Source organism: Occultella gossypii (genome assembly GCF_019947135.1).
GTDB lineage: Bacteria > Actinomycetota > Actinomycetes > Actinomycetales > Beutenbergiaceae > Occultella > Occultella gossypii.
Genome location: NZ_JAGSHT010000012.1, coordinates 46,416 through 58,724, shown reverse-complemented (window position 1 = coordinate 58,724; position 12,309 = coordinate 46,416). Strand labels below are relative to the sequence as shown.

The 12,309-nt window shown below is 70.4% G+C and carries 12 protein-coding genes and 1 pseudogene; 6 read left to right on the top strand and 7 right to left on the bottom strand.

Annotated features, from left to right (window positions below; all coding sequences use genetic code 11):
* The first annotated feature begins 7 nt into the window (after positions 1-7).
* From KCQ71_RS12080 to KCQ71_RS27300, 4 genes and pseudogenes are all read left to right on the top strand, one after another.
* On the top strand, positions 8-607 hold the full coding sequence (locus tag KCQ71_RS12080) for a dihydrofolate reductase family protein (protein ID WP_223406181.1): 600 nt from the start codon (positions 8-10) through the stop codon (positions 605-607).
* Positions 600-2,081, top strand: a complete 1,482-nt coding sequence (locus KCQ71_RS12075) for an MFS transporter (RefSeq protein WP_223406180.1) — start codon at positions 600-602, stop codon at positions 2,079-2,081. The genes KCQ71_RS12080 and KCQ71_RS12075 overlap by 8 nt, the downstream gene beginning before the upstream one ends.
* Before the next feature lie 78 nt (positions 2,082-2,159).
* Positions 2,160-3,026 (top strand): NmrA family NAD(P)-binding protein, encoded by an 867-nt coding sequence (locus KCQ71_RS12070; protein ID WP_223406178.1) that lies wholly within the window; start codon positions 2,160-2,162, stop codon positions 3,024-3,026.
* Positions 2,920-3,711, top strand: a pseudogene (locus tag KCQ71_RS27300) (VC0807 family protein); the annotation flags it as partial. The gene KCQ71_RS12070 and the pseudogene KCQ71_RS27300, both read left to right, overlap by 107 nt.
* A gap of 89 nt (positions 3,712-3,800) precedes the next feature.
* Here the strand turns inward: KCQ71_RS27300 and KCQ71_RS12065 are convergent.
* Positions 3,801-5,156, bottom strand: a complete 1,356-nt coding sequence (locus KCQ71_RS12065; protein WP_223406177.1) for an MFS transporter — start codon at positions 5,154-5,156, stop codon at positions 3,801-3,803.
* 150 nt (positions 5,157-5,306) lie between these two features.
* On the opposite strand from KCQ71_RS12065, the gene KCQ71_RS12060 reads away from it, so the two are divergent.
* The gene (locus tag KCQ71_RS12060; protein ID WP_223406175.1) at positions 5,307-6,212 is read left to right on the top strand and encodes a macrolide 2'-phosphotransferase; all 906 of its coding nucleotides are present in this window, start codon (positions 5,307-5,309) and stop codon (positions 6,210-6,212) included.
* A 30-nt stretch (positions 6,213-6,242) separates the two neighbouring features.
* On the opposite strand, the gene KCQ71_RS12055 is transcribed toward KCQ71_RS12060, so the two are convergent.
* Positions 6,243-6,536, bottom strand: coding sequence for a DUF4287 domain-containing protein (locus tag KCQ71_RS12055; RefSeq protein WP_223406173.1), 294 nt, complete (start codon positions 6,534-6,536; stop codon positions 6,243-6,245).
* A gap of 88 nt (positions 6,537-6,624) precedes the next feature.
* Entirely contained in the window at positions 6,625-7,281 is a 657-nt protein-coding gene (locus KCQ71_RS12050) for a helix-turn-helix domain-containing protein (protein WP_223406171.1), read from the bottom strand.
* Between the two features lie 95 nt (positions 7,282-7,376).
* Between KCQ71_RS12050 and KCQ71_RS12045 the strand changes: the two genes are divergently transcribed.
* Positions 7,377-8,327 carry an oxidoreductase gene (locus tag KCQ71_RS12045; RefSeq protein ID WP_223406169.1) on the top strand — a complete coding sequence of 317 codons (951 nt, stop codon included), beginning with the start codon at positions 7,377-7,379 and terminating at the stop codon, positions 8,325-8,327.
* Between the two features lie 4 nt (positions 8,328-8,331).
* Here the strand turns inward: KCQ71_RS12045 and KCQ71_RS12040 are convergent, their stop codons facing one another.
* The 4 genes from KCQ71_RS12040 to KCQ71_RS12025 all read right to left on the bottom strand — a co-directional run bounded on the left by KCQ71_RS12040 (position 8,332) and on the right by KCQ71_RS12025 (position 12,158).
* A complete protein-coding gene (locus KCQ71_RS12040) occupies positions 8,332-9,456 on the bottom strand; it encodes a hypothetical protein (protein ID WP_223406167.1) in 1,125 nt (374 codons plus the stop codon).
* Positions 9,453-9,986 carry an RNA polymerase sigma factor gene (locus KCQ71_RS12035; RefSeq protein WP_223406166.1) on the bottom strand — a complete coding sequence of 178 codons (534 nt, stop codon included), beginning with the start codon at positions 9,984-9,986 and terminating at the stop codon, positions 9,453-9,455. Before KCQ71_RS12035 ends, KCQ71_RS12040 begins: the two co-directional genes overlap by 4 nt.
* Before the next feature lie 105 nt (positions 9,987-10,091).
* Positions 10,092-11,132, bottom strand: a complete 1,041-nt coding sequence (locus KCQ71_RS12030) for an LLM class F420-dependent oxidoreductase (RefSeq protein WP_223406165.1) — start codon at positions 11,130-11,132, stop codon at positions 10,092-10,094.
* 75 nt (positions 11,133-11,207) lie between these two features.
* On the bottom strand, positions 11,208-12,158 hold the full coding sequence (locus KCQ71_RS12025; protein WP_223406164.1) for a hypothetical protein: 951 nt from the start codon (positions 12,156-12,158) through the stop codon (positions 11,208-11,210).
* Positions 12,159-12,309: the final 151 nt, after the last annotated feature.

The following is a 12,309-nucleotide window of genomic DNA, read 5'->3' as shown; positions in this document are numbered from 1 at the left end:
GATCATCATGACCGCCACGTACACCTTCGACGTCTTCAGCAGCCTCGACGGCTTCGGCTCCTACAATGCCGACGGCGACTGGGGCGGCTACTGGGGCAAACAGGGCCCGGAGTTCCTGAGCCGTCGCCTCGCCCAGTACCGTGACGACACGCGTCTGGTCCTCGGGGCGAACACCTTCCGACAGTTCCTGGAATACCTGGGCCCGATCACCCAGGAGTCCGAAGCGAGCGATCCGGTCAACACCAGGATGAAGTACCTGCCGACCACGGTGGTCTCGAGCACCCTCGAAGGACCCGCCGACTGGCCGGACGCGACCATCGCGAGCGGTGACGCCGTCGAGATCGTCGCCCGTCTCAAGGAGGACTCCGAGGTGCCGCTGCGCTCGCACGGCAGCCTGTCGCTGAACCGGACGCTGATGGCGGCCGGCCTGGTGGACCGCGTCCAGGTGACGGTCTTTCCCGTGATCACCGGTCACACCGGGACGGACCCGATCTTCCGGGGCGCAGCCGACTTCGACCTCGAGCTGATCGAGGCCCGGACGCTCGACGGCCACACCCAGGAACTGATCTACCGGCCCACCCTGCACGGTCGAGTCGCACATGAGTGAGTCGCCGAGGCCACCGGGCGTGGTCAGCGAAGCACCCCCTCCCGCCGCGTCCCAGGGGATAACCGTCCCGCCGAACGGCTTCCGGGTCTTCCTGCACGTCCTCGTGAACACTGCGGTCGCCAATCTCGCGACGAGCTTCCTGTGGTTCGCACTGATGTTCTGGATCTATGCCGAGACGCGCAACGTCATCGCCACCGGCATGATCGGCGGTGCGTACATGCTGTTCGTCTCGGCTTTCAGCATGCTCTTCGGAACGCTCGTCGACCGCTTCCGCAAGAAGGCCATCATGGTGTGGGCAACCGTCGCCGCGCTGACCGTGCTCATGCTCGACTCGGCGTTCTTCTTCGCGGTCGGCGCGGAGCGGATCGTGGACCTCGCATCGCCGTGGTTCTGGATCTTCGCGCTCGTGATGCTCGCCGGCGCCGTCGTCGAGCAGCTGCGCACCATCGCGCTCTCGACCACCGTCACCCTGCTGGTGCCCGACGAGCGGCACGGCAACGCGAACGGGCTCGTCGGCACCGTGCAGGGCATCGGGATGCTCGTGACCAGCGTGTTCAGCGGTCTGTCGGTCGGCTTCCTCGGCATGGGCTGGACCCTTGTCATCGGCGTCGCCGCACTCGCGCTCACCATGCTCCATCTCGTGACGCTGCACATTCCCGAGCGCGAGATCATCCATGGCGACCAGCCGGTCACGTGGGTGGACGTCCGCGGCGGCTGGCTCGCCGTGCGCAACGCACCGGGCCTCCTGGCGCTCGTGCTGTTCACCGCACTCAACAACATCTTCCTCGGCGTCGCCATGGCGCTCACCGACCCGTACGGCATCGACCAGTTCGGGGTGCAGGCATGGGGCATCTGGTTCGCTGTCGCATCGACCGGGTTCATCGTGGGCGGAGCCATCGTCGCCGCACGAGGTCTCGGCAAGAACCCGATCCGCACGTTGCTTCTGGCCGCGGCCCTCATCGGCACGGTCGGCGCACTGTGCACGATCCGGGAATGGGGCTGGTTGTTCGTGGCCGGCTGGTGGCTGATCCTGGCGTTGGTCCCCGCCGTCGAAGCCGCCGAGCAGACCGTGGTCCAGCGGGTGGTGCCGTTCGAGAAGCAAGGCCGCGTCTTCGGCTTCGCGATGACGTTCGAGGCCGCGTCCGCCCCGATCATGGCGCTACTGGTCGCGCCACTGGCCGAGCTGTGGGTCATTCCGTACATGCGCACCGACGCAGGTCAGCAGCAGTGGGAGTGGCTACTGGGCACCGGAGACTCCCGGGGTATCGCCCTGATCTTCGTCATCGCCGGTCTTGTCTGCGTGGTCCTGGCTCTCGCGGCGTTCCACTCTCAGCAGTTCCGCCTCATCTCGACCCAGTACGAGACCACCGCGCCGACGAACGATTCGGACGAGGTCGCAGCAGGGGAACCGGAAGAACGCGAAGCCGCCTCGGCGCCGGCCGCGAACAACGGGCGGCGAAGGCCGGCTTCGTGATTGCTCCGGCAGCCACCGAAGTTGACGACGTGCCTGCGGACCGGATCACCCACCCACACCCACGCGAAGGAGTCACACATGTTTGTCATCACAGGAGCCACCGGCAGGGTGGGCTCCGCCGCCGCGAACGCGCTGCTGGATGCCGGGGCGCCCGTGCGCGTCCTGGTGCGCAGTGCCGAAGCTGCTGAGGGTTGGCGAAATCGCGGAGCGGATGCGGTCCGTGTGGATCTGCGCGATCGCAGGAGTCTCACCGAAGCGCTCCAAGGGTCTGCCGGCCTGTTCGCCCTGCTGCCCTTCGACCCGACCGCCGACGACATCCACGCGCATACACAGGCCCTCGTCGCCTCGATCGCCTGGGCGGTCCGCGCCAGCCGCGTTCCGCACGTCGCGATGTTGTCCTCGGGGGGTGCGGACCTCGCGTCGGGCACGGGTCCCATCGCGAGTCTGTACGCGCTTGAGCAGGCCCTGACGCAGACCGGCGCCATCCTGTCGGCGATCCGCTCGGGCCACTTCCAGGAGAAGGTCGGCGACCTGGTGGGCGTGGCCCGCGTCGAGGGGGTGTACCCGGTGTTCGCGGACTCCGCGGAGGTGGCCACCCCGATGGTGGCGACCAGCGACGTCGGCCGTGTCGCCGCTCGCGCATTGCTCTCGCCCCCACCGATCAGTGAGGCGATCGATGTCATCGGTCCCGAGTACACCGAACGTGACGTTGCCGGGGTACTCGGCGAGCTGCTCGGGCGCAGGCTGGAGGTGGTCACCCTCCCTCGTGCCGACTGGGTCCCCGCACTCGTTCAAGCCGGCTTGCCCGCAGCCGCCGCCGAACTCCTGGCCGAACTCCATGACGCTGATCAGCACGGCTTGCTGGCGCCACGCGGTGACCGCACCGAGCGCGGCGCCACCGGACTGCGGCCCACGATCGCCCGCCTCGTCGGGGTCGCAGGCTGAGCGGCACCATGCTCGAAGCGGACCCACCCGACTACCTACCGAAGTAGGTATATCGACCTCCTGGTGCCCCATCGGGTCCAGCCGTCCGGCCGCAGCGCGCGAAACTCGTGCGCGCGAGCCTGGAGGCATGACGAAGAACCTGAAGAAGCGAGTGCGGCGCGCGTCCCGCCTGCTGCTCGACGTGGCCGCGCCGCTCGTGCTCTTCCACGGACTGCTCGCCCTCGGCGTCGATGAGATGCCCGCATTGATCGTCGGCATGGTGCCACCCGCCGTGAGTTCCGTCGTGAGCCTGGTCAGGGCCCGCACCGTCGACGCGCTCGGCGTGCTCGTCCTGCTCGCGATGGTGGCCGGTCTCGTGGTCGGCGTGGCAACCGACGATCCGCGGCAGCTGCTCGTCCGCAACGCGTGGGTGAGCGCGCCGCTGAGCCTGTGGACGTTCGTGACGCTCGCACTGGCCAGGCCGATCACCTTCACGGTGACCCGTGAGGTGCTGCCCGGCAAGGCGGCACTGATGGATCGGCTGTGGGACTCCGACCCCGCGTTCCGGCGGGCCTGGCGGCAGATCACCGTCGTCTGGGGCGGCTCGGTGATGCTGGACGCCGTCCTCCGGATCTGGATGTCACTCACGCTGCCGGTGGCACTGGTGCCGAGCCTGGACACGGCCCTGACGTTCGTCACGATCGCGGCCCTGCAGGTTCCGACCCACCTGCTGATCCGCCGGACGGGTCACTGGCGCACGCTCTTCGGGAGTCAGTGGGGCAGGCCCCGTCCCGCTCAGGTCTCCTCGAGTGCGACCCCGGTCAGGTCCGGCAGGAACAATGAACCCACCATCGCCACCACGAACGCGGCCCCGAACACCCCGAACGCGAGCGGCGAGCCGCCGGTGGCGATCAGCACCGGGACGCACAACGGCGCCACGATGGACGCGATCCGGCCGAAGGCGGCCGCAGCGCCGGCGCCGGTGCCGCGCAACGCCGTCGGGTAGACCTCGGGGGTCACCGCGTACAGGGCGCCCCAGGCGCCAAGGTTGAACGCGGACAACGCCATGCCGGCGGCGATGATCCCGGCGACGGTCTCCGCCTGGCCGAACAGCACTGCCGAGACCGCCGAGCCGGCCAGGAACGAGGCGAGAGTGGCCCGCCGGCCCCACTTCTCGATCAGGAACGCGGCCAGGGCATACCCGGGGATCTGCGCCAGGGTGATGATCAGCGTGTACTCGAAGGACTTCACCAACGAGAAGCCCTGCGCCACCAGCAGCGACGGCAGCCAGATGAACGCACCGTAGTAGGCGAAGTTCACGCCGAACCAGGCGACCCAGAGCGCGAGGGTGCGGCGGCGGAACCGGGCGGTCCACAGTTCCCGCCAGTGCGGCGGGGCGGGTTCGGGCTGCGCCGGCGGAGAGGGCACCGGTGCGACGCCCGCGGCCTCCTCGAACCGGCGCACCGCCGTCTCGGCCTCGTCGGTGCGGCCCTTGCGCTCGAGGAACCGGACCGACTCGGGCAGGGCGCGGCGCACCACGAGCGCGTACGCGGCCGGGATCATCCCGATCAGGAACGCCCACCGCCACCCGTTCTCCAGCGGCACCACGAAGTACCCGATGAGCGCGGCCGCGATCCAGCCCACCGCCCAGAACGCCTCAAGGATCACCACGATCCGGCCGCGGATCTTCTTCGGGGCGTACTCGCTGACCAGCGTGGACGCGACCGGCAGCTCCGAGCCCAGACCGAGCCCGACGATGAAGCGCAGCACGATCAGCGCGGCGAGGCCGCCGGCGAGCGCGGACGCGCCGGTGGCGAGGCCGTAGACGAGCAGGGTCAGGGCGAACACCTGCCGGCGCCCGATCCGGTCGGCGAGCAGACCGCCGACGCTCGCGCCGATCGCCATGCCGACGAACCCGATCGACGCGACCCAGGAGACCTGCGCCTGGCTCAGGTTCCACTCCGTCGCGAGCGCGGCCAGGATGAAGGAGATGAGCCCGACGTCCATGGCGTCAAGGGCCCAGCCCACGCCGGAACCACCGAGCAGTTTCCCGTGCAGGCGGGTGAACGGCAGCCTGTCCAGACGCTCGGAGCGGGTCACGGCTCCGTCGGTCGACTCGGGTGCGGCCTCGGTGCGGGCTTCGTCGGACATGGGTCCCTACCGGTCGGGAGCGGGGCGGATCGACCGGATGGATACCGGCCCGCGGGCGGCGGCCGCTCGTGCGTTGCCCGCGGGTACACAAGGTACTTCAGTCCTCCGTCGAGGGCGCCAGTACGCCGCCGCGTGTGCCAGGGTGGCCGGATGCCCGCCGACGATCCCACGAGCGCGGCGTCCATCGCAGCGCTTGCCGCGCACCACGGACTGACGATCGAACCCGGATCGGTACGTCTCAACGAGGCCGGCCTGGACTTCCGGGTCGCCTACGCGACCACGCCCGACGGCGTCGCCTGGGTTCTGCGGATCCCGCGCCGCGGCGACATGGGTGCTTCGATCGCCCGCGAGTCCGCGGTCCTGGAGGTGGCGCGGCGGCATCTGCCCGTCGCCGTGCCGGACTGGCGGATCGCGGGCGAGGACCTGATCGCCTACCCGCAGCTGCCGGGCTCGCCCGGCCTCACCCTCGACGACGCCGGCCGGCCGGTGTGGCACATGGACGTGGCGTCGGCGGTCTACGCCGTCGAGATCGGACGTCTGCTGGCCGCGCTGCACGCGATCCCCGCCTCCGAGGTTCGGGCGGCTGGGCTCGAGGCACCCGGCCCGGAGGACGTCCGGGCCGAGCGCCGGGCCGAGTACGAGCGGGTGGCCGCACAGTTCGTCATCGCCCCGGAGCTACGCAGCCGGTGGGAAGCCTGGCTCGACGACGAATCGCTGTGGCCCAGGTGGACGGTGTTCAGCCATGGTGAGCTGTACCAGGCACACGTGCTGCTGGATCCCGACGAGCGGATCACCGGCGTGCTGGACTGGACCACCGGTGGCGTCGGCGACCCGGCGCGCGACCTGATGCTGCAACAGATGACGGCACCGCCGGAGATCTTCGACCTCACCCTCGACGCCTACCGTGAGGCGGGCGGACGAACCTGGCCTGCCCTCGCCGCCCAGTGCACGGAACTGCACGCGTTCGGTCCCGTCGGGTACGGCCTGTTCGCCCTGACCACCGGACTACCCGAGCACCGCGAGGCCGCTCAGTCGTTGCTGGATCCGCGGGAGTAGGCCACCGCGGCCGGGCACGGCCCGGTACATCTAGGCAGGTGTGGGCCGGGTCGCCTTCCCGTCCAACCAGAGCGTGTCGGACGCGTCCCGATGGGTCCCGGTGGTGCCGACGTGCTTGCTGCTGATCTGCGGGCCGTTCTTGATCACGTGCCACAGCGCCATCGAGTGCCCGCGGCCCAGGCCGTAGTCGTCGGCCAGCCAGGTGACGACGTCACCGGCCTTGGAGTCCGCGGTGATGCCCTTCGCCTCGGCGATCGCGAGTAGTTCGCGCGGGGTGTGCCCGGTCTTGTCCTCGATGGTGTCGAGGTAGGCCTGGAAGGACATGTGGAACTCCTTGGATCGTCGGGGGAGTGCGGCACGGCGCCGACTCAGAGCCTATGGACTCACGTCCTCGGCGTTTCTCATCGGTCGTTCAGACCAGACCCAGTTCCCGTGCCCGCACGCCGGCCTGGAACCGGGACTCGGCACCAAGGGCGTCCATGAGTTCGGCCACCCGGCGCCGGTAGGTCCGCACGCCGAGCCCGAGGATCCTGGCCGCGGACTCGTCCTTGGCCCCCTGCGCGAGAAGGTCCAGCACCCGTGGAGCGAGTTCGCGTACCTCGGCGATCCGGGCGTCGTAGCGCGCGAGCTCCGTGGCGGACCTCCAGGCAGCCTCGAACAGCGACGTGACGCCCTGCACCACCTCGGGCTGGGTGATCACGCTGTAGCTGCGCCGCCCGGCCCTGACGTCGCCGGCGAGGACCGCGAGGCGCCGGTCGAAGATGATCGTCTCGTTGATGTCCTCGGTGGTGATGCGGATCTGAGCACCGTGCCGGTCGCGGGCCGTGGCCACCTGCTGCGCGGACACCGGGTCGAGCAACATCCCGGGCCGATAGATCTTGCGGACCCGGACGTCCTCCCGCCGCGACAGCGCCGCGGCGTCCAGCCACTGCGGCTCCTGCCTCATCGTCCAGGTGCCGAGGTCGTTCGCCGCGCATGCCACGTCCGTCGCCGTCTCGAACAAGTGCTTCGTCCGAGCGAGCAACTCCTCCTCGCCGTGTACGAGCGTGACTGCTTCGCCGGTCTGCATCCATCGATTCTTGCTCGCCGGCAGCATCCTGCCAAGGATCGGCAGCAACCTGCCATGGGCCCCGAAACCGGCGTGCGCCGCGCAAGGCTGTCTCCATGACAACGAACACCGCAGCCCCGAACGCCGCAAGCCTGTCCGGTCCGAACGCCGCCGCGTCCGGCGCCTGGCAGCTCGGCGACCGGACCATCAACCGGATCGGCCTTGGCGCGATGCGCCTCACCGGCATGCCGTGGGACCCCGCCCCCCGGGATCGCGACGACGCCGTCGCCGTGCTGCGCCGCGCCGTCGAACTCGGCGTCAACCACATCGACACCGCCGCCTTCTACTTCGTCCCGACCCGGTCGGCGAACGAACTCATCGGCACCGCCCTGCAGCCCTATCCCGACGACCTCGTGATCACCACCAAGGTCGGGGCCAGCCGTTCGCGCGACGGCGGCTTCGAGCCGTACGCGCGCCCCGAGCAACTGCGCAGCCAGGTGGAGGAGAACATCCGCCAGCTCGGGCTCGACCACCTCGACGTGGTCAACCTCCGGTGGGGCTCCGGCATGACGACCGAGGCGGGACCGGTCGCCGACCACGTCGGCGCGCTCGCGGACCTGCGCGACGCCGGCCTGATCCGGCACCTCGGCATCTCCAACATCACAGCCGAGCAGCTGACCGAGGCACTGACGGTGTCCCCGATCGTGTGCGTGCAGAACCAATACGGCCTGACCAACCGCGCCGACGATGCCCTGCTCGTCCGCTGCGGCGAGCTCGGCATCGCGTTCGTGCCGTTCTTCGCCGTCGCGGCCGTGGTGCCCGGCACCAGCCCGCACGACGCGGCGGATGAGACCGGGACGGCGCAGATCGCCGCGGTCGCCGACGCCCACGGCGCCACTGCGGCCCAGGTGCGCCTGGCCTGGACGCTGCAGCGTGGCCCGCACGTGCTCGCGATCCCCGGCACCGGCAACGTCACGCATCTCGAGGAGAACGTCGCGGCCGGCGCGCTGGAGCTGAGCGAGTCCGAGCTCGCGCTGCTCGACGGGATCACCGACGGGCCCGCCTGACGCGTCAGTCGGCGTCGGCGGCTCCGGGGCACGTGACGGTCCCGCAGGCCGGCAGCGTGTCCGTGTACCGGGAGTCGACCACCAGGCCGTACTCTTCGACGACGTCTGGTGCTCCGGGGAGATCGTTCGGGAAGATCGTCTCCACCTCGAGGACCTTTCCCGTGTCCGGGTCGAGGATGAGGACGGACTCGATCTCGACCGTCTCGCCATCGCCGTCCTCGAAGCGCGAGGCCCCGAACGCGACCCCGTCGCGGCCCGCCCGGTCGGTGACCAGCCCGTAGGAGGTGACGTCCCCGGCGAGCGCTATCGCTTCCAGGAAGGTCGCACGGTCCGCCTGGCTGAGTGCGTTCGCCTGGCCGTTGTACGCGTCGATCAGGTAGTGACCGGGGAAGCGCTGATGCTGGTCGTTGTTGAGCATGACCAGGTCGTATATCGACTGCGGTGAGTCCGGCACATCGGACGGGTACGGCGCACCTTCGCCCGGGGCGAGCAGGATCTCGTGGGTCTCGGGCGTCTCGCCGTCGCGCAGGTACAGCTGCCCGCCGGAGAGATCCCCGGTCTGGTACCAGCGGTAGGACTGGTCTACGACCGGGATCAGGCGGTCGACCTCCCAGTAGCCCTCCGACACCTCGACCTCGTGCATCGCGTAGCCGACGTACTGGCGGTGCTCGAAGAAGTACCGTCCTGACTCGGCGGGTGCCGTAGCCGCGCGCAGTTGGTCCGCGAGGGCGCGCAGGCCTGTCGGCCCGTCGACACCGTCCGGCTCGGAGTACGCGAGCATCGGGAGAGCCGCAGCCGGTGACGTGGTGGTCCCGCCGCCGGGAAGGACGCTCGGCAGCACTCCCACGACCCCGAGGACGAGCACGACCGCCGCACCGATGAGGCCGACCCGGCGACGCCCGGGGTGGCTCCGCCGCACCTTGGCAGCGACGGGTTCCTCCTGGAGTCGCGCAACCAGATCGCTCACACCGGCGACGGCAGGCGCGCCCGCGCCGGCCGCGTGAGCGGCTCGGTCGTGGCCGAGCACCCAGAGCCGGGTGCTCTCGATGGTCTCCGGGTCGGTCGGAGTCGACGCGGCGGCGGGATCCAGGACGGCGAGTTGACGCAGGAGTGTATCGGTGGTGTTCATGAGAGGGCTCCGTTGGTGACTGGACGCGCGGGCCGAGCCTCGACGGGCGGTAGCCGGTCGAGGATGTGTAGGAGGTGGCGCCGAGCTCGCATCAGGCGCATTCGGAATGTGCCGATCTGGCAGTTGAGGACCGCCGCGGCCTCGTTGGTGGTGAGCCCGTCCCAGGCGATGAGGGCGAGGACCTCCTGCTCGCCCGCGCTGAGTTTCGCCCAGGCACGAGCGAGGTCGGTTCGCGTGGCGACACTGCTGGCGAGGTCCTCGGACAGCAGTCGGGGTTGTGCCGCGAGCCGTACCTGCAGGGCGTGCCACCGACCCGACGAGCGCATGCTGCGGAGCATGAGGTTGCGGGCGATCCCGAAGAGCCACGGCCGTGGCTCGGCGGGCACGTCGTCGAGGCGCCGCCAGACCACCAGGAACGTCTCGGCCACGATGTCCTCGACCTGCGCCGGCGGGATCCGGCGGCGGACGAACCCCTCCAGGTCGGGCCGATGCGTCTCGTAGAGACGATCGAACCGGTCTTCGTCGGTCATCTGGCGGCCCACCTCACCCTTGGGACGAAACGCTGCTTACACCTCTACATCCCCGGGACGAGCCCGTCCGTCACATCGCCATCAGATGTATCCGCCACCGAGCGGTCAGTCCGCACCGAGTCCCAGCACGTCTGCCAGCGCCGGCAGCAGCCGGGGGTCGGTCTGCAGGATCAGCGTGGTGACCACGCTCGACTCCCAGGCCGCCAGCTGCTCGCGGATCGCGGCGGGCGGGCCCACCAGTGCGACGTCCAGGACCAGCTCGAGCGGGATCGCGGCCGCGGCACCGGCCCTGTCCCCGGCGGCGTACCGGTGCTGCACCTCCGCGCACTCCTGCGTGTAGCCGAGCCGCTCGATCGCGTCGCGGTGGAAGTTCGTGGTCGCCGAGCCCATCCCCCCGATGTACAGGGCCAGGTGCGGGCGGATGTGGTCCGCGGCGCTCTCGAGATCGTTTCCGAGGGCCACGGGTACGCTCGCGCACACTTCGAAGGACTCCGACGGCGACAGCTCGGGTGAGCGGGCCGCGAACCCGTCCGCGAGGTGCTCGCGGTAGGCCGCGTCCAGCTTCGGTGACACGAATGCGGGCAGCCACCCGTCGGCGATCTCCGCGGCCAGCGCGGTGTTCTTCGGTCCCTGCGCGGCCAGGTGGATCGGCAGGTCGGCGCGCAACGGATGGACCGTGGACCGCAGCGCCTTGCCCTGCCCGGTTCCGCCGTCGACCGGCAGTCGATAGTGCGCACCGGCGTAGGTGACCGGGCCCTCCCGGCGCAGCACCTGCCGGACGATGTCGACGTACTCGCGGGTGCGGGCGAGCGGCTTGGGGTACGGCTGGCCGTACCAGCCCTCGACGACCTGCGGCCCGGACGCGCCGATGCCGAGCACGAACCGGCCCTCCGAGAGGTGGTCCATGGTCAGGGCCGCCATCGCCGTCGCCGTCGGGGTTCGGGCGGACATCTGCATGATGCCGGTCCCGAGCCGGACCCTGCTCGTCGCGGCGCCCCACCAGGCGAGCGGTGTCAGGGCGTCCGAGCCGTAGGACTCGGCGGTCCAGACCGAGTCGAACCCGAGCCGGTCGGCGGCAAGGACCGCCTCGGCGGCTCCGGCCGGCGGTCCGGCGGCCCAGTACCCGGTGTGGAATCCGTAGCGCATGACTGCCATCCTGCCGCACGGGCCATCGGCGAGCGGGCGCGTCGGCCTCAGTGGCTCCGGCGGGCTGTCACCGGTTCAGAGGATCTCGACGCCGATCAGCCGCCAGGACTCCTCCGCGGTGACGAGCGGGAAGTCGGGGCGAGCCGGGCGCGGTGGCACCGGTGAGGCCACGAACGCGACCGGGTCGGCCGAGGACGGCGCCCAGACCGAGCGGATCGGGAGCTCCACCTCCAGGACCACCTGACCGCGGCGCCCGAGCTTCAGACCCTCCTGCGTGGCCTCCCACCGCGACATCGTCCACCGGGCCAGGGGCGTGAACACGAGATGGTGCTGCGCGTGGCGGAGCGGGTTGTGGTCGCCGTTGGCCAGCATGTGCCGGCCCTCGGCCAGCGCCCACTCGGCCGCGGGTCCGGTCAGGGTGATCGTCCGGTACAGGACGATCCGGTCGATCTGGGCACGGGTTGCCTGGAGTTGTACCTGGTCGCGCCAGTGCCACAGCAGGTCCAGGGTGAGCAGCTCCAGCGACGGGACCTCCTCGCGCAGCCGGAGGGCATCGATCCGGGCCACTCGAGCCGCGGGAGCCTCGTCGAGGAAGAGCGTGTGGAAGCCGCGGCGGCGGCGAAGCAGGCTGCCCACGCATTCCTGCAGGAACTGGCCGAGGGCGCCGGTGCGCAGCTGTCGCTCGGAGCGGACCGCGTTGCCGAGGTGGTGGGCGAACTTGTGCAACAGCGGCGACCGGTAGGCCGCGGGCCCGTCGTACCAGCGATCGAACCACGGGAACGCCGAGTGGATCAGGTCCGGCTGGCGATCGTGCGCGGCGATGAGCTCCTGCTCCACGGCCGCGGCCCACGCGGGCACCTGGCTGTGCGGCCGCAGCTGGCCGAGGGTGTGCTCGAGCTGGATGCCGGCCATCTCGAAGATCGACTGCTGGGTGTCGATGGACGCGACGGCGGGCATCGTGTCGTCGGTGAGGTCGCCGATGGAGAGTGCGGCAGCGAGAATGGCTTGCCTGCGACGATCGGTCATCGGAGAACCCTCGAACGAGAAGAAGTGCGTGGAGGGGGGATAGGGCGTCAACGATCGATGTACCGGACACGTGGTGCGCGGACCAGCGTCGTTCCCCCGAACCGACTGGCCATACACCATCCGCCAGCGACATAGTAGCGGCCCGGCCCGC